The organism is Pseudomonas sp. BF-RE-22 (genome assembly GCF_019956155.1).
Classification (GTDB): Bacteria; Pseudomonadota; Gammaproteobacteria; order Pseudomonadales; family Pseudomonadaceae; genus Aquipseudomonas; species Aquipseudomonas migulae.
In genome coordinates this window covers 72,189-91,873 of record NZ_JAHBDD010000005.1, presented here as the reverse complement: position 1 = coordinate 91,873, position 19,685 = coordinate 72,189, and the positions used below count along the sequence as shown (strand labels likewise).

At 60.5% G+C, this 19,685-nt stretch carries 22 protein-coding genes; all 22 read left to right on the top strand.

The annotated features are described in order from the left end of the window. Nucleotides 1-54 precede the first annotated feature (54 nt). The 22 genes from fliS (at nt 55) to fliR (ending at nt 19,684) form a co-directional block, all read left to right on the top strand. Nucleotides 55-450 (top strand): flagellar export chaperone FliS, encoded by a 396-nt coding sequence (gene fliS, locus KGA82_RS03835; RefSeq protein ID WP_008044602.1) that lies wholly within the window; start codon nt 55-57, stop codon nt 448-450. A 10-nt stretch (nt 451-460) separates the two neighbouring features. Next, a complete protein-coding gene (locus KGA82_RS03830; RefSeq protein WP_008044601.1) occupies nt 461-757 on the top strand; it encodes a hypothetical protein in 297 nt (98 codons plus the stop codon). 173 nt (nt 758-930) lie between these two features. Then, a complete protein-coding gene (locus tag KGA82_RS03825; protein WP_008044600.1) occupies nt 931-2,406 on the top strand; it encodes a sigma-54 dependent transcriptional regulator in 1,476 nt (491 codons plus the stop codon). 110 nt (nt 2,407-2,516) lie between these two features. Beyond that, nucleotides 2,517-3,740, top strand: coding sequence for a sensor histidine kinase (locus tag KGA82_RS03820; protein WP_411737485.1), 1,224 nt, complete (start codon nt 2,517-2,519; stop codon nt 3,738-3,740). A 5-nt stretch (nt 3,741-3,745) separates the two neighbouring features. Beyond that, a complete protein-coding gene (locus KGA82_RS03815; protein WP_008044596.1) occupies nt 3,746-5,131 on the top strand; it encodes a sigma-54-dependent transcriptional regulator in 1,386 nt (461 codons plus the stop codon). Nucleotides 5,132-5,345: 214 nt separating this feature from the next. After that, nucleotides 5,346-5,675, top strand: a complete 330-nt coding sequence (fliE, locus tag KGA82_RS03810; protein ID WP_008044594.1) for a flagellar hook-basal body complex protein FliE — start codon at nt 5,346-5,348, stop codon at nt 5,673-5,675. Between the two features lie 15 nt (nt 5,676-5,690). Beyond that, complete coding sequence (gene fliF / locus KGA82_RS03805) at nt 5,691-7,478, top strand: flagellar basal-body MS-ring/collar protein FliF (protein WP_008044586.1); 1,788 nt, start codon at nt 5,691-5,693, stop codon at nt 7,476-7,478. Beyond that, nucleotides 7,471-8,490 carry a flagellar motor switch protein FliG gene (gene fliG, locus KGA82_RS03800; protein WP_003184041.1) on the top strand — a complete coding sequence of 340 codons (1,020 nt, stop codon included), beginning with the start codon at nt 7,471-7,473 and terminating at the stop codon, nt 8,488-8,490. The genes fliF and fliG overlap by 8 nt, the downstream gene beginning before the upstream one ends. A 7-nt stretch (nt 8,491-8,497) precedes the next feature. Beyond that, a complete protein-coding gene (gene fliH, locus KGA82_RS03795) occupies nt 8,498-9,298 on the top strand; it encodes a flagellar assembly protein FliH (RefSeq protein WP_008035210.1) in 801 nt (266 codons plus the stop codon). Then, nucleotides 9,288-10,646, top strand: coding sequence for a flagellar protein export ATPase FliI (fliI, locus tag KGA82_RS03790; protein ID WP_223449641.1), 1,359 nt, complete (start codon nt 9,288-9,290; stop codon nt 10,644-10,646). Before fliH ends, fliI begins: the two co-directional genes overlap by 11 nt. A 6-nt stretch (nt 10,647-10,652) precedes the next feature. Beyond that, nucleotides 10,653-11,102, top strand: coding sequence for a flagellar export protein FliJ (gene fliJ / locus KGA82_RS03785; protein ID WP_008024572.1), 450 nt, complete (start codon nt 10,653-10,655; stop codon nt 11,100-11,102). 214 nt (nt 11,103-11,316) lie between these two features. Next, complete coding sequence (locus tag KGA82_RS03780; protein ID WP_008024574.1) at nt 11,317-11,616, top strand: STAS domain-containing protein; 300 nt, start codon at nt 11,317-11,319, stop codon at nt 11,614-11,616. 5 nt (nt 11,617-11,621) lie between these two features. Next, nucleotides 11,622-13,325, top strand: coding sequence for a SpoIIE family protein phosphatase (locus tag KGA82_RS03775; protein ID WP_223449640.1), 1,704 nt, complete (start codon nt 11,622-11,624; stop codon nt 13,323-13,325). 30 nt (nt 13,326-13,355) lie between these two features. Next, nucleotides 13,356-13,724 carry an Hpt domain-containing protein gene (locus KGA82_RS03770; protein ID WP_223449639.1) on the top strand — a complete coding sequence of 123 codons (369 nt, stop codon included), beginning with the start codon at nt 13,356-13,358 and terminating at the stop codon, nt 13,722-13,724. Between the two features lie 82 nt (nt 13,725-13,806). Further along, nucleotides 13,807-15,183: a flagellar hook-length control protein FliK gene (locus KGA82_RS03765; RefSeq protein ID WP_223449638.1), complete on the top strand. Its 1,377-nt coding sequence runs from the start codon at nt 13,807-13,809 to the stop codon at nt 15,181-15,183. Between the two features lie 237 nt (nt 15,184-15,420). Continuing rightward, entirely contained in the window at nt 15,421-15,921 is a 501-nt protein-coding gene (gene fliL, locus KGA82_RS03760) for a flagellar basal body-associated protein FliL (protein ID WP_223449637.1), read from the top strand. A gap of 9 nt (nt 15,922-15,930) precedes the next feature. Beyond that, nucleotides 15,931-16,899 carry a flagellar motor switch protein FliM gene (gene fliM / locus KGA82_RS03755; protein WP_008024584.1) on the top strand — a complete coding sequence of 323 codons (969 nt, stop codon included), beginning with the start codon at nt 15,931-15,933 and terminating at the stop codon, nt 16,897-16,899. A 69-nt stretch (nt 16,900-16,968) separates the two neighbouring features. Continuing rightward, entirely contained in the window at nt 16,969-17,427 is a 459-nt protein-coding gene (gene fliN, locus KGA82_RS03750) for a flagellar motor switch protein FliN (RefSeq protein ID WP_008039811.1), read from the top strand. Further along, the gene (fliO, locus tag KGA82_RS03745; protein ID WP_008024589.1) at nt 17,428-17,871 is read left to right on the top strand and encodes a flagellar biosynthetic protein FliO; all 444 of its coding nucleotides are present in this window, start codon (nt 17,428-17,430) and stop codon (nt 17,869-17,871) included. Further along, nucleotides 17,871-18,629 (top strand): flagellar type III secretion system pore protein FliP, encoded by a 759-nt coding sequence (gene fliP, locus KGA82_RS03740; RefSeq protein ID WP_008039813.1) that lies wholly within the window; start codon nt 17,871-17,873, stop codon nt 18,627-18,629. Before fliO ends, fliP begins: the two co-directional genes overlap by 1 nt. Further along, a complete protein-coding gene (gene fliQ / locus KGA82_RS03735; protein ID WP_008024593.1) occupies nt 18,626-18,895 on the top strand; it encodes a flagellar biosynthesis protein FliQ in 270 nt (89 codons plus the stop codon). The genes fliP and fliQ overlap by 4 nt, the downstream gene beginning before the upstream one ends. A gap of 3 nt (nt 18,896-18,898) precedes the next feature. Beyond that, complete coding sequence (fliR, locus tag KGA82_RS03730; protein WP_207285368.1) at nt 18,899-19,684, top strand: flagellar biosynthetic protein FliR; 786 nt, start codon at nt 18,899-18,901, stop codon at nt 19,682-19,684. The last annotated feature ends 1 nt before the right edge of the window (nt 19,685 follow it).

The window sequence follows — 19,685 nt, the reverse complement described above, 5'->3', positions numbered from 1 at the left end:
ACGCGGTGTCGATACACTGGCTATACGAATCACAAAGTTTTGATGAGGTACAGCATGAACCCGATGTTAGCCCTTCGGCAGTACCAGAAGATTGGTGCTCAGGCCCAGACTTCCGAAGCCAGCCCCCATCGCCTGGTGCAAATGCTCATGGAAGGTGGGCTGGATCGCATCGCTCAGGCCAAGGGTGCCATGGAGCGCAAGGATATTCCCAACAAAGGCATTTTCATCGGCAAGGCGATCGCGATCGTCGGTGGCTTGCGTGAAGGCCTGGACCTGGAAAATTCGATTGAGTCTGTGGGTGAGCTGGACAAGCTGTACACCTACATGATGAAGCGCCTGGCAGAAGCCAACGTCAAAACCGATCCAAAGATTCTCGACGAAGTCGCCGATTTGCTTCGCACAGTCAAAGAAGGCTGGGATGCTATCGCCGCGCCGGGTCCGCAGTTTTAAGGAGATCACCATGAGTCTTGTATTGCAGCGTATCGAACACACTCGTGATGCCCTCGTCGGTGCCTTGGCCGAGCGCAATTGGGAAGCCATCGGTGAGTTGGATCTGGCTTGTCGTTCCTGCATGGAAGACGTCTTGAGTGAAGCTTCGGTAGACGAGGCCGCCTTGCGCGACAATCTTGAGGAGTTGCTGGGGGTGTACAAGCAGCTTCTGGAGGCGGCGACAGGGGAGCGACAAGCAATAGTTGATGAGATGTCGCAGATCCATCAAGCACAGAACGCTGCAAAGGTTTACCATCTGTTTGGTTAATTAATCCTCAGTTAATCCAAACATAGTGCGCCATAAATTTGACTGTGCACGGTTTTTTGACTTAACTAGTGGCTGGTTCCAGATTTCAGGCGTCTACAGGCATAACGTGTCTGCAAGCGTCTAGCTTGCCCCATCATTTCGGGCATTGAGTTGACTAGGGAAGTTGCTATTGCATGTGGCGTGAAACCAAAATTCTGCTGATTGATGACGATAGCGTCCGCCGCCGCGACCTGGCGGTGATTTTAAATTTTCTTGGCGAAGAAAATTTACCCTGCGGTAGCCATGACTGGCAGCAGGCTGTCGGCTCTTTGTCATCAAGTCGTGAAGTGATCTGTGTCCTCATCGGGACGGTCAATGCTCCTGGTGCACTTCCGGGCTTGTTAAAGACACTCTCTACCTGGGATGAGTTCCTTCCGGTTTTGTTAATGGGCGATAATTCTTCCGTTGACTTGCCAGAAGACCAGCGTCGCCGAGTGCTTTCGACCCTCGAAATGCCACCCAGCTACAGCAAACTGCTCGATTCGCTGCACCGTGCCCAGGTCTATCGCGAGATGTACGACCAGGCCCGCGAGCGCGGTCGTCATCGCGAGCCCAACCTTTTCCGCAGTCTTGTCGGCACCAGCCGGGCGATTCAACACGTCCGTCAGATGATGCAGCAAGTAGCCGACACCGACGCCAGCGTGCTGATCCTCGGCGAGTCGGGGACTGGCAAGGAAGTGGTCGCGCGCAACCTGCACTACCATTCCAAGCGTCGTGACGCGCCGTTCGTTCCCGTCAACTGCGGGGCGATCCCGGCCGAGTTGCTGGAAAGCGAATTGTTCGGTCATGAGAAAGGCGCGTTCACCGGGGCGATCACCAGTCGCGCCGGGCGCTTTGAGCTGGCCAACGGCGGTACGCTGTTCCTCGACGAAATCGGCGACATGCCGCTGCCGATGCAGGTCAAGCTGTTGCGCGTGCTGCAGGAACGCACTTTCGAACGCGTGGGCAGCAACAAGACCCAAAGCGTCGATGTGCGCATCATCGCGGCGACTCACAAGAATCTCGAAAGCATGATCGAGATCGGCACTTTCCGCGAAGACTTGTACTACCGCCTGAACGTGTTCCCGATCGAGATGGCACCGCTGCGCGAACGTGTCGAAGACATTCCGCTGCTGATGAACGAGTTGATCTCGCGCATGGAGCACGAGAAGCGCGGTTCGATCCGTTTCAACTCCGCAGCGATCATGTCGCTGTGCCGTCACGGCTGGCCGGGCAACGTTCGCGAACTGGCTAACCTGGTGGAGCGCATGGCGATCATGCACCCGTACGGGGTGATCGGTGTGGTCGAGTTGCCGAAGAAGTTCCGCTACGTCGATGACGAAGACGAGCAACTGGTCGATAGCCTGCGCAGCGATCTTGAAGAGCGCGTGGCCATCAACGGTCACACTCCGGACTTCACCGCCAACGCCATGCTGCCGCCGGAAGGCCTGGACCTGAAAGACTACCTCGGTGGTCTGGAACAGGGCCTGATCCAGCAGGCGCTGGATGATGCCAATGGCATCGTGGCGCGCGCTGCCGAGCGGTTGCGGATCCGTCGTACCACGCTGGTAGAGAAGATGCGCAAGTACGGCATGAGCCGTCGCGATGGTGATGAACAGGCGGATGATTGACGCCTGTTTTTCAAGTCGTTCATTTGTAGGCGGTTTTTTTTAGGCACGGGTATTGCTACATCCCTCGCAACGTTCCGTTTAACTGACGGTCAGCCAAGCGAGAGAGCCCGATGCCCCAAGCCGCCCAGATGTCTCCTGTCCCTGATGCTTCGGGACAAACGTCGTCCGTAGAGCAGGCAAGCCGGCTTGGCCTTGAGCAGGCTTTCGCGTTGTTCAACCAGATGTCCAGCCAGTTGACCGACTCCTACAGCATGCTCGAAGCCCGGGTCACCGAGCTCAAGGGTGAGCTGGCGGTGGTCAGCGCTCAGCGCATGCAGGAACTGGCGGAAAAAGAACGCCTGGCCAACCGCCTGCAAAACCTCCTCGATCTATTGCCCGGCGGCGTTATCGTCATCGACGCCCAGGGCATCGTGCGTGAAGCCAACCCCGCTGCTTGTGAGTTGCTCGGCCTGCCTCTCGAAGGCGAGCTGTGGCGTCATGTCATTGCCCGATGCTTCGCGCCGCGCGAAGACGACGGCCACGAAATCTCGCTCAAGGACGGTCGGCGTCTGTCGATCGCCACCCGCTCGCTGGATGCCGAGCCTGGCCAGTTGGTATTGCTCAACGACCTGACCGAAACCCGTCATCTGCAAGATCAACTGGCTCGCCACGAACGCCTGTCTTCCCTTGGTCGAATGGTCGCGTCGCTGGCTCACCAGATTCGTACGCCGCTGTCCGCCGCATTGCTTTACGCCAGTCATTTGACCGAGCAAGAGCTGCCGGTTGCCACGCAGCAACGTTTTGCCGGACGGCTCAAAGAGCGTTTGCATGAGCTGGAACATCAAGTGCGCGACATGCTGGTGTTCGCCCGTGGCGAGCTGCCGCTGACTGATCGCGTCACGCCGAAAATGCTGATGCAATCCTTGCAGGCAGCGGCGCTGACCCATGTGCAGGATTTGCCGGTTCGCTGGCAGTGCGACAGTCATGCGGGTGAGTTGCTGTGCAATCGCGACACGCTGGTCGGGGCGATTCTCAATCTGATCGAGAACGCGATCCAGGCCAGTGCCGGCGACGTTCGCTTGAAAGTCCATCTCTACACCCGTGACAACAACCTGCGTGTCTGCGTCAGTGACAGCGGCAGCGGCATCGATGCGAAAGTGCTGGCGCGTTTGGGCGAGCCATTTTTTACCACTAAAACCACCGGGACCGGCCTTGGCCTGACCGTGGTCAAGGCCGTGGCTCGTGCTCATCAGGGAGAATTGCAGCTGCACTCGCGGTTGGGTCGCGGCACCTGCGCGCAGGTGATTCTGCCGCTGTTTTCTGATGAGAAGCGCAGTGCTCAGGGAGTGGAGTGAACGACATGGGGATCAAGGTTTTACTGGTCGAGGATGACCGCGCATTACGCGAAGCACTGACCGATACGTTGTTGCTCGCAGGGCATGACTACACAGCCGTGGGGTCGGCCGAAGAAGCGCTGGATGCCGTCGAAGCCGAGGCGTTCAACCTGGTGCTCAGTGACGTCAACATGCCGGGCATGGACGGCCATCAACTGCTCGGATTGCTGCGCGCTCGCCAGCCGCAGTTGCCGGTGCTGCTGATGACGGCGCACGGCGCCGTAGAGCGCGCGGTCGATGCGATGCGTCAGGGCGCGGCGGATTATCTGGTCAAGCCGTTCGAGCCCAAGGCTTTGCTGGACCTGGTTGCGCGGCATGCGCTGGGCAGTCTCGGCGCTGCCGACAGCGAGGGGCCTGTAGCGTTCGAACCGGCCAGTGCGCAGTTGCTGGAATTGGCCGCACGGGTGGCGCGCAGTGATTCGACGGTGTTGATCTCCGGTGAGTCCGGGACCGGTAAAGAAGTGCTGGCGCGTTACATCCATCAGCATTCTCATCGCGCCAGCCAGCCGTTCATTGCGATCAATTGCGCGGCGATTCCCGACAACATGCTCGAGGCAACGCTGTTCGGTCACGAAAAGGGTTCGTTCACTGGCGCCATCGCGGCGCAGGCCGGCAAGTTCGAGCAGGCCGACGGCGGAACCATTCTGCTCGACGAAATTTCCGAAATGCCCCTGGGGCTTCAAGCCAAGTTGCTGCGTGTGTTGCAGGAGCGCGAAGTCGAGCGGGTCGGCGCGCGCAAACCGATCACGCTGGATATTCGGGTCGTCGCCACCACCAACCGTGACCTTGCCGGTGAAGTGGCGGCAGGGCGTTTCCGCGAAGACCTTTACTATCGCCTGTCCGTATTTCCGTTGGCCTGGCGTCCGTTGCGAGAACGCACCGCCGACATCCTGCCGCTGGCCGAGCGACTGCTGACCAAGCACGTCAATAAAATGAAGCATGCGGCGGCGCGACTGTCGCCCGAGGCGCAGGCGTGCCTGATCGGCTATCCGTGGCCGGGCAATGTGCGGGAGCTGGATAACGCGATTCAGCGTGCATTGATCCTGCAGCAGGGCGGTGTGATCCAGCCGCAGGATTTCTGCCTGGCCGGGCCGGTTGCCTGTGCGCCGTTGCCGGCATTGGCCGCCGTGCCAGTGCGGGGCGTGGAAGTCGAGTCCGAGTCTGCCGGTGCGCTGGGTGACGACCTGCGTCGCCGCGAATTCCAGATGATCATCGATACCTTGCGCTCTGAGCGGGGGCGTCGCAAGGAAGCGGCAGAGCGTCTGGGCATCAGCCCTCGCACCCTGCGCTACAAACTGGCGCAAATGCGTGATGCCGGAATGGATGTGGAAGCGTACCTGTTCGCCACCTGATTTTACTTTGTGGGAGCGAGCCTGCTCGCGGTGGAGTCAGGAGCGACGCGTTATCGTTCACGACCATCGCGAGCAGGCTCGCTCCTGCAGAAGTTTGTGAGCTGATAAAGGGCTTTTGTTCTGGGCGGCCACGGAGATGGCACCCTTGTTGCTAACACCTCACTACCCGCCGAGTGAGTGTCAAAAAATTGCGGGTCGTCAATGAGAGTAGACCATGAGCCAAGGTATTGAATTCAATCGGTTGATGCTGGACATGCGTTCCATGCAAATGGATGCCATGTCTGCGCCGAAATCGACTGCCGCCGTCCCTGAATTGAGCGGCAGCAGCTTTTCCGACATGCTCGGTCAGGCCGTCAATAAAGTGAGCGACACCCAGCAGGCTTCCAGTCAGTTGGCCAGTGCCTTCGAGATCGGCAAGAGTGGTGTCGACCTGACGGACGTGATGATTTCCTCGCAGAAGGCCAGCGTGTCTTTTCAGGCGTTGACCCAAGTGCGTAACAAGCTGGTTCAGGCATACCAAGACATCATGCAGATGCCGGTTTAAGGACGAGATTGAGTCATGGCAGAAGCAGTCGCCGATAATGTTCCGGCCAAGGCCACACCGATAGACGGCAAACCGCCGCTGTTCGGCTTGTCCTTCCTGGAAAACCTCTCCGAGATGACCATGTTGCGTCAGGTGGGCCTGTTGGTCGGCCTGGCTGCGAGCGTGGCGATTGGCTTCGCCGTGGTGTTGTGGTCCCAACAGCCGGACTACCGGCCTCTGTACGGCAGCCTTGCCGGTATGGACGCCAAGCAAGTCATGGATACCCTGGCTGCCGCTGACATTCCCTATACCGTTGAACCGAACTCCGGTGCCTTGCTGGTCAAGGCCGATGACCTGTCCCGTGCGCGCCTGAAGCTCGCGGGCGCTGGTGTCACTCCCAGCGATGGCAACATCGGTTTCGAGATCCTCGACAAGGACCAGGGGCTCGGCACCAGCCAGTTCATGGAAGCGACCCGTTATCGTCGCGGCCTCGAAGGTGAACTGGCTCGGACCATCTCCAGCCTGAACAACGTCAAGGGTGCCCGCGTGCACCTGGCGATTCCGAAAAGCTCGGTGTTCGTACGTGACGAACGCAAGCCGAGCGCTTCGGTGTTGGTAGAGCTGTATTCCGGTCGCTCGCTGGAGCCGGGTCAGGTGGTGGCGATCATCAACCTGGTCGCGACCAGCGTTCCAGAACTCAGCAAGTCGCAGATCACCGTCGTCGACCAGAAGGGCAACCTGCTCTCGGATCAGGCGGAGAACTCCGAACTGACCATGGCCGGCAAGCAATTCGATTACAGCCGTCGCATGGAAAGCATGCTCACTCAGCGTGTGCACAACATCCTGCAACCGGTGCTGGGCAACGACCGCTATAAAGCCGAAGTCTCGGCGGACGTGGATTTCAGTGCTGTCGAGTCGACCTCCGAGCAGTTCAACCCGGATCAACCGGCGTTGCGCAGCGAGCAGTCGGTCAATGAACAACGCACCGCCAGCAATGGCCCGCAAGGCGTACCGGGTGCCCTGAGCAACCAGCCGCCATCGCCAGCCTCGGCGCCGCAAACCACCGGTGGCGCTACCGCGTCGGCCGGCATGGTGCAGCCAGGCCAGCCACTGCTGGATGCCAACGGTCAGCAAATCATGGACCCGGCCACCGGTCAGCCGATGCTGGCACCGTACCCGGCGGACAAGCGTCAACAATCCACCAAGAACTTCGAACTCGACCGTTCCATTAGCCACACCAAACAACAGCAAGGGCGTTTGAACCGCCTGTCGGTGTCGGTAGTGGTGGACGATCAGGTCAAGATCAACGCAGCCAACGGCGAAACCACCCGTGCACCGTGGAGCGCCGACGAATTGGCGCGCTTCACCCGTCTGGTACAGGACGCCGTCGGTTTCGACGCCAGCCGTGGTGACAGCGTCAGCGTGATCAACATGCCGTTCTCCGCCGAGCGCGGTGAAGTGATTGCCGATATTCCGTTCTACTCCCAGCCGTGGTTCTGGGACATCGTCAAACAAGTGCTGGGTGTCTTGTTCATCCTGATACTGGTGTTCGGTGTGCTGCGTCCGGTGCTCAACAACATCACCAACGGCGGCAAAGGCAAACAGCTGGCCGGTTTTGGCGGCGACGTGGAACTCGGTGGCATGGGCGGCCTGGACGGCGAACTGGCCAACGACCGCGTCAGCCTCGGCGGCCCGACCAGCATCCTGCTGCCAAGCCCAAGCGAAGGCTATGACGCACAGTTGAACGCAATCAAGAGTCTGGTGGCAGAAGATCCGGGTCGCGTGGCCCAGGTCGTGAAAGAGTGGATTAACGCAGATGAGTGATAACCGAGCCGCCGTCGCCAAACTGTCCCGGGTCGATAAAGCCGCAATCCTGCTGCTGTCCCTGGGTTCTACCGATGCCGCCCAGGTGCTGCGCCACATGGGGCCCAAAGAGGTCCAGCGTGTGGGTGTGGCCATGGCGCAGATGGGTAACGTGCACCGCGAGCAGGTCGAGCAGGTGATGAGCGAGTTCGTCGACATTGTCGGCGATCAGACCAGCCTGGGCGTCGGCTCCGACGACTACGTGCGCAAAATGCTGACTCAGGCGCTGGGCGAGGACAAGGCCAACGGCCTGATCGACCGGATCCTGCTGGGAGGCAACACCAGTGGCCTCGACAGCCTGAAGTGGATGGAACCGCGCGCCGTCGCCGACGTGATCCGTTACGAGCACCCGCAGATCCAGGCGATCGTCGTGGCATATCTCGACCCGGACCAGGCCGGCGAAGTGCTGGGCAACTTTGACCACAAGGTGCGACTGGACATCATTCTGCGGGTTTCCTCGCTGAACACCGTGCAGCCAGCCGCCCTGAAAGAACTCAACCAGATTCTCGAGAAGCAGTTCTCCGGCAACTCGAATGCCTCGCGCACCACCCTGGGTGGCATCAAGCGTGCGGCCGACATCATGAACTTCCTCGACAGCTCGATCGAAGGTCAGCTGATGGACTCGATCCGCGAAGTCGACGAAGACCTGTCCGGTCAGATCGAAGACCTCATGTTCGTGTTCAACAACCTGTCCGATGTCGACGACCGCGGGATTCAGGCGTTGCTGCGCGAAGTCTCCTCCGATGTACTGGTACTGGCCCTCAAAGGCTCGGACGAAGGCGTCAAGGAAAAGATCTTCAAGAACATGTCCAAACGGGCGGCCGAACTGTTGCGCGACGACCTCGAGGCCAAAGGCCCGGTGCGTGTCAGCGACGTGGAAACCGCACAGAAAGAAATCCTCACCATTGCTCGCCGTATGGCCGAAGCCGGAGAAATCGTTCTCGGCGGGAAGGGCGGCGAAGAGATGATCTAAGGTCACTATGTCGTCCAAACATGATGAGTCCCAGACCGACCTGATCCGCGCCAAGGACGTCGCGGGTTTCGACACCTGGTCGCTGCCCAGTTTCGACCCGCCTGCACCGGAGCCCGAGCCGGAACCAGAGCCCGAGCCGCCGGAAATGGAGGAAGTGCCGCTGGAAGAAGTCCAGCCACTGACCCTCGAAGAACTCGAAAGCATTCGCCAGGAGGCCTACAACGAAGGCTTCGCCACGGGCGAGAAAGAAGGTTTTCACAGCACCACGCTCAAGGTCCGTCAGGAAGCAGAGGCGGTCCTGGCGCCGAAAGTCGCCGCGCTTGAGCAACTGATGGCCAACTTGTTCGAGCCTATCGCCGAGCAAGACACCCAGATCGAAAAGTCGCTGGTCGATCTCGTGCAGCACATCACCAAACAGGTGATTCAGCGCGAACTGGCCATCGACTCGACGCAGATCGAACACGTCATGCGCGACGCCCTCAAGCTGTTGCCGCTGGGCGTGGGCAATGTGCGGCTGTACATCAATCCGCAGGATTTCGAACAGGTCAAAGCCCTGCGCGAACGCCATGAAGAAACCTGGCGCATCGTCGAGGACGAAGCCTTGTTGCCTGGTGGTTGCCGGGTCGAGACGGAGCACAGTCGCATCGACGCCACCGTTGAAACGCGCATCGCGCGGGTCATGGACAAACTGTTCGATCAGTTGCACGAGCAGGCCCTGCACCCGGCCGCGCCGGACCTGAGCCTGGAACTGCCAATCGACGCCAAGCCTGCCGTCGAAGCCGAGCCGGACGTCCCCGATGCGCCTTGATCGCACCAGCTTCGCCAAGCGCCTGGGCAGTTACGCCGAGGCCACGGAACTGGCCGGCGCACCGATCCTCGAAGGCCGCTTGCTGCGCATGGTCGGCCTGACCCTCGAAGCTGAAGGCCTGCGCGCCGCCATGGGCAGCCGCTGCATGGTCATCAACGACGACAGTTACCATCCGGTGCAGGTCGAAGCCGAAGTCATGGGCTTCTCCGGCAGCAAAGTCTTTCTGATGCCGGTCGGCAGCGTCGCCGGCATCGCGCCTGGTGCCCGAGTGGTGCCGTTGGCCGATACCGGTCGCCTGCCGATGGGCATGAGCATGCTCGGACGAGTGCTCGATGGCGCCGGTCGTGCGCTGGACGGCAAGGGCGGAATGAAGGCTGAAGACTGGGTGCCGATGGACGGCCCGACGATCAACCCGCTCAAGCGTCACCCGATCAGCGAGCCGCTGGACGTGGGCATTCGCTCCATCAACGGTTTGTTAACGGTCGGTCGCGGTCAGCGGCTCGGGCTGTTCGCCGGTACCGGCGTCGGCAAGAGTGTGCTGCTGGGCATGATGACCCGCTTCACCGAGGCCGACATTATCGTTGTCGGGCTGATCGGTGAACGGGGTCGCGAAGTTAAGGAATTCATCGAGCACATCCTCGGTGAAGAAGGGCTCAAGCGTTCGGTGGTCGTGGCGTCCCCGGCGGATGATGCGCCGCTGATGCGTCTGCGTGCCGCGATGTATTGCACGCGGATCGCCGAGTATTTCCGCGACAAGGGCAAGAATGTCCTGTTGCTGATGGACTCGCTGACTCGTTTCGCCCAGGCCCAGCGGGAAATCGCCCTGGCCATTGGCGAGCCGCCGGCGACCAAGGGTTATCCGCCATCGGTGTTCGCCAAGTTGCCGAAACTGGTGGAGCGGGCGGGTAACGCTGAAAAGGGCGGCGGTTCGATCACCGCGTTTTATACCGTGTTGTCCGAAGGCGATGACCAGCAGGATCCGATCGCCGACTCGGCGCGGGGTGTGCTTGACGGGCACATCGTCCTGTCCCGGCGTCTGGCCGAGGAAGGGCATTACCCGGCCATCGACATCGAAGCGTCGATCAGCCGTGTCATGCCGTCGGTGGTGTCGCCGGAACACATGACCCGCGCCCAGTATTTCAAGCAGTTGTGGTCGCGCTATCAACAGAGTCGCGACCTGATCAGTGTCGGCGCCTACGTCGCTGGCGGTGATCGCGAGACCGACCTGGCGATTTCCCTGCAGCCGCAGCTGGCCAAATACCTGCGCCAAGGGTTGAACGACAGCATCAGCCTGGGCGAAAGCGAATCCTATCTGGGCTCGATCTTCGCGCCTGCGGCTGGCGGTTAATCGATCATGGCCCAGAGTCGGGCAGGGCGTCTGGCGCCGGTGGTCGAAATGGCCGAAAAGGCCGAGAAAACCGCCGCTCAGCGGTTAGGCCATTTTCAGGGCCAGGTTCGCGTGGCAGAAAGCAAGCTCGCCGACCTTGAAGCCTTTCGACTCGACTATCAGGAACAATGGATCGTGCGCGGCAGCAGCGGCGTCTCGGGCCAGTGGCTGCTGGGTTATCAGGGCTTCCTCGCGCAACTGGGCACCGCCATCGATCAGCAGCGACAAAGCCTGGCGTGGCATCAGAACAATCTGAACAAGGCGCGGGAAACCTGGCAGCAGGCATTTGCCCGGGTCGAAGGCTTGCGCAAACTGGTTCAGCGTTACGCAGACGAGGCGCGACAGCTGGAAGACAGGCGCGAACAGAAGCTGATGGACGAGTTGTCCCAGCGGTTGCCGCGTGAGAGTCCGTACTGATTCAGGTCGACCGCGTTATCGTTCTTCGCGGGCAAGCCTCGCTCCTACAGGTTTCGCATCGTCCATGATTTCGTGAACGGCACAAATCCCGCAGGAGCGAGGCTTGCCCGCGAAGGCGTCCTCAAAAACTCCGCCCCTTTCCAGCCTTGCCCCCATCTCCGTCAAGTGCTAAACCTTGTACAAGTATGTTCACCAATGACAAGGATGCCGTTCAATGTCAGTCGTTACAGAAGTCTCTCCGGATGGGCAAAAACTGACGATATCGATCAGAGGACGATTCGACTTCGCCAAACATCAGGAATTTCGCGAGTCCTACGAGAACAAGGAACTCTCTGCAGTGGTCGTCGATTTGAAAGAAGCGACCTACCTCGACAGTTCTGCACTGGGCATGCTGCTTCTGCTGCGTGATCACGCCGGTGGCGACGATTCCGACATTCGCGTCGTCAACAGCAGTTCTGACGTGAAGAAGATTCTCGCCATCTCCAACTTCGACAAACTGTTCGACATCAGTTGACCAACGTGCAGCCGCTCGAGCCGCTGACGATCCTGATTGCCGAAGACAGCGCGGCCGACCGCATGCTGCTGTCGAGTATCGTCCGTCGCCAGGGCCATGAAGTCCTGACGGCGGCCAACGGTGCCGAAGCGGTTGAAGCGTTTCGCTTACAACGACCGCAACTGGTCTTGATGGACGCCATGATGCCGGTGATGGACGGTTTCGAGGCGGCACGGCAGATCAAGGCGCTGGCCGGGGAAACCCTGGTGCCGATCATCTTCCTGACGTCGCTGAGCGAAAGCGAAGCCTTGGCGCGCTGTCTGGAGGCTGGCGGTGACGACTTTCTGGCAAAACCCTATAACCAGGTGATCCTCGCCGCCAAAATCAAGGCAATGGACCGCTTGCGCCGGTTGCAGGCCACCGTGCTGGAGCAGCGCGACCAAATTGCCAGGCACCACGATTACCTGCTCAACGAGCAGCGTGTGGCCAAGGCCGTGTTCGACAAGGTCGCCCATTCCGGCTGCCTGAACGCCCCCAACATCCGCTACCTGCAATCGCCTTATGCGCTGTTCAATGGCGATTTGCTGCTCGCGGCGTTCACGCCGGCCGGCGACATGCACGTGCTGCTCGGCGATTTTACCGGCCATGGCTTGCCGGCCGCCGTTGGGGCGATGCCGCTGGCCGAGGTCTTCTACGGCATGACCGCCAAGGGTTATGGCCTGTCGGAAACCCTGCGCGAGATGAACGCCAAGCTCAAGCGCATCCTGCCGGTGGACATGTTCTGTTGTGCGACGCTGCTGTGCCTGAGTTTTCAGCGGCGCTCGGTGGAGGTCTGGAACGGCGGGATGCCGGACGGTTACCTGCACAGTATTGCCAGCGGCGAGCGCACACAGCTGACGGCTCGGCATTTGCCGCTGGGCGTGCTGAGCCCGCAGACGTTCGATGATCGCACCGAAGTGTTTCCGATGGCGGTCGGGGATCGGGTGTTCCTGTTGTCTGACGGGGTGATCGATACGTGCGATGCCAATGAGCAGTTGTTCGGCGTCGAGCGATTGCAGCGGGTGTTTGCGGCCAATCGTCGGCCAGATCAACTGTTCGAGGAGATCGAGCAGGCGCTGCGGGATTTTCGCGGTGAGGCTCGCGACGATGTCAGCATGGTCGAAGTCAGCCTGTTGGAGGCTGCGCAGCTGAGCCCGCCGGCCCTGGTGTATTCCGACAGCGGTCAGTCCTGCCCGCTGGACTGGTCGGTGAGTTTCGAGTTTCGTGCGGCCACCCTCAAGCGCTTCAATCCATTGCCGTATCTTTTGCAGTTGCTGCTGGAAGTGCATGGTTTGCGCGCCCAGAGCGGTGCGCTTTACAGTGTGCTCGCGGAGTTGTACTCCAATGCACTGGAGCACGGCGTGCTGGGGCTGGACTCAAGCCTGAAACGCGATGCCTCGGGTTTTGCCCGCTATTATCAACAGCGCAATGCACGTCTGGACGAGCTGCAGGACGGCTATGTGCGGGTGCATTTGCAGGTCGCGCCCAAAGGTGAGGGCGGTTGCCTGACGATTCGTGTCGAAGACAGTGGCAAGGGTTTTGATGTCGACAGGGTGATGGCGCGCCCCCTCGATGGTGCCCGTCTGTCGGGACGCGGGGTCAGTCTGATCCGCCAGTTGAGCCGTAACGCCAACTGGTCCGACGATGGTCGTAGTGCCCGCGTGGAATTTTTCTGGGAGGCTCTGGCATAATCCGCGCATTCTTGATCAAGGAGTGAGCAAGTGGCTGACACACATCTGGATCGCGACGTGCTGAGCGCGTTGCAAGAGGTCATGGAGGATGAGTATTCGACGTTGCTGGATACTTTTCTTGCCGATTCCACAGAGCGCTTGAGTCAGCTGCACAAGGCTGACGATGCCGAGACGCTCGGTGCCACCGCGCACAGTTTCAAGGGCAGTTGCAGCAACATGGGCGCCATTCGCCTCGCGCAGTTGTGCAATGAGCTTGAGCAGCGAAGCAAACAGAAGTCGCTGGAAGGCATCGAGAAACTGATCAGCGAAATCGATAGTGAATTCGCGATTATCCGCACCCTCTACGAAGCAGAGCGCCAGCGCTCTCTCGCTGACAGTGCGACCGTCCGGCGTTTTTAGCGCCGTTCGAACAAAACTGGCGCAACCCTTGCAGCAATCTCCGCAACTGTACCTACGATCCCAGTGCAGCGGAGACCGTTTCATGCCCGTTACCCCCAATATTCTTCTTCAGGCCGCCGCTCAGGCCAAGACTCAAGCCGCCTCCGCCAATCCACCGGCGCTGTCCGCTGAGCCCGGGGACAAAGCCTCCAGCTTCGCTCAGGTCTACGCCAATCAAGCCCAGAACAAGCCCTCGGCGGCCACCGATGGAACGCCGAAGCCGGTGCGCGATAAAGCCCCGGACAGCCCCGATAAAAAGAGCGTCGGCAACGACAATGCTGCCGCCCCGGAACCGACGGTTGCCGATAGCGGCAAAACCTTGCCCGCCGATAAACCGGCGCCGGCCGACGACAAGGCTGCCAGCGATGATGCCGCAGATGCCGCGGATACCGCAGAAACCCCGGTAGTCGTCGACACGGCGCCGGTTGATCCGGCTCTCGATCCGTCATTGCTGCCAGCGTTGCAAGCCGTGGTGGCAGCTCCGGTTTCGCAAGCACCGCCAGTGGTGGTCACTGAGCAGCCGCAAGTCCAGGCGCCTGTTGCTGCGCCAGTGGCGGCGGCACAGATTGCCGCACCGACGGATGACGCGTTCGATCCTGAAGCCGATCCGCTGGATGCGCTGCCGGCCGTGCGTATGGCCATGGAGCAGGGCGGTCATATTTCCGCTGCCAGTCAGGCGCAACCCAAGGCAGCGCCGACGGCTGCTCAGGCCCAGGCTGATGGCGAACCCACCTCGGCACAGAACTTTGCCGCCGGCATGGCGGGCATGCTCGATGTGCAGGCGGACAAGGACAGTACCAGCCAGGGCGGTGAGAAAACCTTCAGTGGGTTGATCGATGACGGCCTCAAGGACTTGAAGTCGGCGAGCAGCGATACCCGCGTCGACGACTTCGCCAACCGTCTGGCGGCGCTGACTCAGGCAGCTACACCGAAAACCGCCAACGCGGTACCGGTGAATCAGCCGATCACGATGAATCAAAGCGGCTGGACCGAAGAGATCGTGAACCGGGTCATGTACCTGTCCAGCGCCAATCTCAAGGCGGCCGATATCCAGTTGCAACCGGCCGAACTGGGGCGTCTCGATATTCGGGTGAACATGGTGCCGGACCAGCAGACCCAAGTGACCTTCATGAGCGCGCATCCAAGCGTTCGCGAAGCGCTCGATGGTCAGATGCACCGCTTGCGTGACATGTTCGCGCAGCAGGGCATGGGGCAGGTCGATGTCAACGTGTCTGACCAGTCGCGTGGCTGGCAGGGGCAGGGTCAGGAACAACAGGCTCAGCAGGGGCAGGGCGGGCGCAGCAACGCCAGCGGTGGTCGCCTCGATGGCGTGGATGAAGAGCTCGCGCCGACCGTTGCCGAAGTCGCGGCGAGTACCACCAGTGTCATCGGTTCCAGCGCCGTCGACTACTACGCCTGATCAAACGCAATCCCTTGTAGGAGCGAGCGGTTCGGCGTTCCGACTTGCCCGCGAAGAATGATGACGCGGTTTGTCAGTTAAACCGCAACATCGTTCTTCGCGGGCAAGCCTCGCTCCTACAAGTGCGGTATTCGCCGATCATTCGCTGTCTCCAATACCTCCCGACACTTCTGGCATAACACTTGCTCTTGCCTTGCCGTGCGACTGTGAAAACCCGAATAGTGACGGATTATTGGCATGGCGAAGAGCGAAGCAGTAGTAAAAGACCCCGCAACCAAAGGCAAAATCAAGCTGATCATTGTGATCGTGGTGGCCCTGCTGCTGGCGATCGGCTTGTCCGTGGGAGCGACCTGGTTCTTCATGCACAGCGCTCAGAGCAAGCCTGCCGCCGCGGTTGAAACTGCCCCGGCCGGCAAGCAACCAGCGGTTTTCGAGCAAATGGCGCCGGCCTTCGTGGCCAACTACAACCAGAACGGCCGCCAGCGCTTCATGCAGGTGAGCATCACCATGCAAGGTCGCAATCAGGCCGACCTGGAAGCCCTGAAAGTCCACATGCCGGTCATCCGCAACAACCTTGTCATGCTGTTCTCCGGGCAGGATTTCGCGACCCTGGCGTCGCCGGTCGGTCAGGAAATGCTGCGCCAGAAAGCCACGGCCAGCGTCCAGGAAGTGGCGCAGAAAGAGCTCGGCAAAGTGGTCATCGAACAGTTGCTTTTCACTAATTTCGTACTGCAGTAGGAACACGACATGGCCGTGCAGGACCTGCTGTCCCAGGATGAGATCGATGCGCTGTTGCATGGTGTCGACGATGGTCTGGTACAGACCGATACCGCTGCCGAACCCGGCAGTGTCAAAAGCTACGACCTGACCAGCCAGGATCGCATCGTCCGTGGACGCATGCCGACCTTGGAAATGATCAACGAGCGTTTCGCCCGCTACACCCGCATCAGCATGTTCAACATGCTGCGCCGCTCGGCGGACGTTGCCGTCGGTGGTGTGCAGGTGATGAAGTTTGGCGAATACGTGCACTCGCTGTACGTGCCGACCAGCCTCAACCTGGTCAAGATCAAGCCGTTGCGCGGCACGGCGCTGTTCATCCTCGACGCCAAACTGGTGTTCAAACTGGTGGACAACTTCTTCGGCGGCGATGGCCGTCACGCGAAGATCGAAGGGCGTGAATTCACCCCGACCGAACTGCGTGTGGTGCGCATGGTGCTGGAGCAGGCCTTCGTCGATCTGAAGGAAGCCTGGCAGGCGATCATGGAAGTGAACTTCGAGTACATCAACTCGGAAGTGAACCCGGCCATGGCCAACATCGTCGGCCCGAGCGAAGCCATTGTGGTGTCGACCTTCCACATCGAACTCGATGGCGGTGGCGGCGACCTGCACGTGACCATGCCGTACTCGATGATCGAGCCGGTGCGCGAAATGCTCGACGCCGGCTTCCAGTCGGACCTCGACGATCAGGACGAGCGTTGGGTCAATGCCCTGCGCCAGGACGTGCTCGACGTCGACGTGCCGATCGGCGCTACGGTTGCCCGTCGCCAGTTGCGCCTGCGCGACATTCTGCACATGCAGCCGGGGGACATTATCCCGGTCGAAATGCCGGAAGAAATGATCATGCGCGCCAATGGCGTGCCTGCGTTCAAGGTCAAGATGGGCTCGCACAAAGGCAACCTCGCGTTGCAAGTGATCGAGCCGATCGAGCGCCGTTGACCGGCGCCTCTACATATTCGCTTTTAACTGACGGCTGCCCTCTGATGGGTTGCCCGCCGAGGACACATGATGGCTGACGATATGAATACTCAGGACGACCAGGCGCTGGCTGACGAATGGGCTGCGGCCCTGGAAGAAACCGGCGATGCCGGGCAGGACGACATTGACGCCTTGCTGGCGGCTGACGCTGCTGGTTCGTCGTCGAACCGTCTGCCGATGGAAGAATTCGGCAGCGTGCCGAAAAACAACGATCCGGTAACCCTGGACGGTCCGAACCTGGACGTGATCCTCGACATCCCGGTGTCGATTTCCATGGAAGTCGGCAGCACCGACATCAACATCCGTAACCTGCTGCAGCTCAACCAGGGTTCGGTGATCGAGCTCGATCGCCTGGCCGGTGAGCCGCTGGACGTGCTGGTCAACGGTACGTTGATCGCTCACGGTGAAGTGGTGGTGGTCAACGAGAAGTTCGGCATCCGCCTGACCGACGTGATCAGCCCAAGCGAACGCATCAAGAAGCTGCGCTGAGTGAAAAAGCTTTCGGGGTTGTTACTGGCCTTGCCGTTCAGTGCGTTGGCGGCCGAACCGGTGGCTAATGCTGCCGTGGCCGTCGCACCTGCTGTCAGCAGCGGTGTGGCGGGCCAGTTGACGCAATTGGTGCTCGGTCTGCTGCTGGTGCTGGGGTTGATCTTCTTCCTCGCCTGGCTGCTGCGCCGGGTCCAGCAGGCCGGGCCTGCGGGCAAGGCGCAGGTGATCGAGTTGATCGGTTCCCGGGCGCTGGGTCCGCGTGACCGATTGATGCTGGTGCAGGTCGGCAACGAGCAGATTCTGCTCGGTTTGAGCCCCGGCACCATCACCGCGCTGCATGTGCTCAAGGAGCCGGTGCACGTACCGGTCACCGAGAAAGCGACCCCGGAATTTGCCCTGCGCCTGATGGAACTGATGGGCAAGGATCAGAAGGATAAGAAGTAATGGGTGCGCTACGCATCATCTTGACGCTGGCCCTGATGCTGGCCGCGCCGCTGGCCTTCGCCGCCGATCCGTTGTCGATCCCGGCGATCACCCTGGGCACCAACGCACAGGGCGCTCAGGAATATTCGGTCAGCCTGCAAATCCTGCTGATCATGACCGCGCTGAGTTTCATTCCGGCGTTCGTCATGCTGATGACCAGCTTCACGCGGATCATCATCGTCTTCTCGATCCTGCGTCAGGCCCTGGGCCTGCAGCAGACGCCGTCGAACCAGATCCTCACGGGCATGGCGCTGTTTCTGACCCTGTTCATCATGGCGCCGGTGTTTGACCGGGTGAACCAGGATGCCTTGCAGCCGTATCTGGCGGAAAAACTCACCGCCCAGGATGCCGTGGCCAAGGCTCAGGTGCCGATCAAGGACTTCATGCTGGCGCAGACGCGCAGCAGCGATCTGGAACTGTTCATGCGCCTGTCCAAGCGCACGGACATCGCCACGCCGGATCAGGCGCCGCTGACCATCCTGGTGCCGGCCTTCGTCACGTCCGAGCTGAAAACCGCGTTCCAGATCGGCTTCATGATCTTCATTCCATTCCTGATCATCGACCTGGTCGTCGCCAGTGTGCTGATGGCCATGGGTATGATGATGCTCTCGCCGCTGATCATTTCCCTGCCGTTCAAGATCATGCTGTTCGTGCTGGTGGATGGCTGGGCGCTGATCATCGGGACATTGGCGAGTAGCTTCGGCGGTGTTTCGCCATGACGCCGGAAGTTGCGGTAGACATCTTTCGTGAAGCGCTCTGGCTGACCACCATGATGGTCGCCGTGCTGGTGATTCCGAGTCTGCTGGTGGGCCTGTTGGTCGCGATGTTCCAGGCGGCTACGCAGATCAACGAACAAACCCTGAGCTTCTTGCCGCGCCTGCTGGTCATGCTGGTGACGCTGATCGTTGCCGGTCCGTGGCTGGTGCAGACGTTCATGGAATACATCCTGCAGTTGTACGGCAATATTCCTCGGGTCATCGGCTAAGCCATGCAGTCACTGCTGCAACTGACCGATACCCAGATCAGCACCTGGGTGGCGACGTTCATGTTGCCCCTGTTTCGCATCGGTGGCTTGCTGATGGTCATGCCGGTTTTCGGTACGACCCTGGTGCCCCAGCGGGTGCGTCTGTATTTCGCCCTCGCGATCACGGTCGTGATTGCGCCCGGGTTGCCGCCAATGCCGCCGGTCAATGCGCTGGACTTGAGCGGGTTGCTGCTGATTGCCGAGCAGATCCTCATCGGCGCGGTGATGGGGTTCGCCCTGCAACTGTTCTTCCAGGCCTTCGTGGTCGCCGGGCAGATCGTTTCGATTCAGATGGGCATGGGCTTCGCGTCGATGGTCGACCCCACCAACGGCGTGTCGGTGGCGGTGATCGGGCAGTTCTTCACCATGCTGGTGACGCTGTTGTTCCTGGCCATGAATGGCCACTTGGTGGTCTTCGAAATTCTCACTGAAAGTTTCACCACGCTCCCGGTCGGTAGCGGCTTTATGGTTTCGCAATTCTGGGACCTGGCCGGCAAGCTCGGTTGGGTGCTGGGTGCGGCATTGTTGCTGGTGTTGCCGGCGATCACCGCGCTACTGGTGGTCAACATCGCGTTTGGCGTGATGACCCGTGCCGCGCCGCAACTGAACATCTTTTCCATCGGCTTTCCGCTGACCCTGGTGCTCGGGCTGTTCATTGTCTGGGTCGGGCTGGCGGACATCATCAATCAGTACCAACCGCTGGCTACCGAGGCCTTGCAGTGGTTGCGCGAACTGGCACGGGCGCGCTGAG

What these genes read in the sequence shown, in the direction of transcription:
- KGA82_RS03825 (WP_008044600.1), top strand. Translation starts at nt 931, where the DNA reads ATGTGGCGTGAAACCAAAATTCTGCTGATTGATGACGATAGCGTCCGC.
- KGA82_RS03765 (WP_223449638.1), top strand. Translation starts at nt 13,807, where the DNA reads ATGCCCGTTACCCCCAATATTCTTCTTCAGGCCGCCGCTCAGGCCAAG.
- fliP (WP_008039813.1), top strand. Translation starts at nt 17,871, where the DNA reads ATGGGTGCGCTACGCATCATCTTGACGCTGGCCCTGATGCTGGCCGCG.
- fliE (WP_008044594.1), top strand. Translation starts at nt 5,346, where the DNA reads ATGAGCCAAGGTATTGAATTCAATCGGTTGATGCTGGACATGCGTTCC.
- fliH (WP_008035210.1), top strand. Translation starts at nt 8,498, where the DNA reads ATGTCGTCCAAACATGATGAGTCCCAGACCGACCTGATCCGCGCCAAG.
- fliF (WP_008044586.1), top strand. Translation starts at nt 5,691, where the DNA reads ATGGCAGAAGCAGTCGCCGATAATGTTCCGGCCAAGGCCACACCGATA.
- fliM (WP_008024584.1), top strand. Translation starts at nt 15,931, where the DNA reads ATGGCCGTGCAGGACCTGCTGTCCCAGGATGAGATCGATGCGCTGTTG.
- fliR (WP_207285368.1), top strand. Translation starts at nt 18,899, where the DNA reads ATGCAGTCACTGCTGCAACTGACCGATACCCAGATCAGCACCTGGGTG.
- fliI (WP_223449641.1), top strand. Translation starts at nt 9,288, where the DNA reads ATGCGCCTTGATCGCACCAGCTTCGCCAAGCGCCTGGGCAGTTACGCC.
- KGA82_RS03830 (WP_008044601.1), top strand. Translation starts at nt 461, where the DNA reads ATGAGTCTTGTATTGCAGCGTATCGAACACACTCGTGATGCCCTCGTC.
- fliJ (WP_008024572.1), top strand. Translation starts at nt 10,653, where the DNA reads ATGGCCCAGAGTCGGGCAGGGCGTCTGGCGCCGGTGGTCGAAATGGCC.
- fliL (WP_223449637.1), top strand. Translation starts at nt 15,421, where the DNA reads ATGGCGAAGAGCGAAGCAGTAGTAAAAGACCCCGCAACCAAAGGCAAA.
- KGA82_RS03780 (WP_008024574.1), top strand. Translation starts at nt 11,317, where the DNA reads ATGTCAGTCGTTACAGAAGTCTCTCCGGATGGGCAAAAACTGACGATA.
- fliS (WP_008044602.1), top strand. Translation starts at nt 55, where the DNA reads ATGAACCCGATGTTAGCCCTTCGGCAGTACCAGAAGATTGGTGCTCAG.
- fliN (WP_008039811.1), top strand. Translation starts at nt 16,969, where the DNA reads ATGGCTGACGATATGAATACTCAGGACGACCAGGCGCTGGCTGACGAA.
- KGA82_RS03815 (WP_008044596.1), top strand. Translation starts at nt 3,746, where the DNA reads ATGGGGATCAAGGTTTTACTGGTCGAGGATGACCGCGCATTACGCGAA.
- fliG (WP_003184041.1), top strand. Translation starts at nt 7,471, where the DNA reads ATGAGTGATAACCGAGCCGCCGTCGCCAAACTGTCCCGGGTCGATAAA.
- fliQ (WP_008024593.1), top strand. Translation starts at nt 18,626, where the DNA reads ATGACGCCGGAAGTTGCGGTAGACATCTTTCGTGAAGCGCTCTGGCTG.
- KGA82_RS03820 (WP_411737485.1), top strand. Translation starts at nt 2,517, where the DNA reads ATGCCCCAAGCCGCCCAGATGTCTCCTGTCCCTGATGCTTCGGGACAA.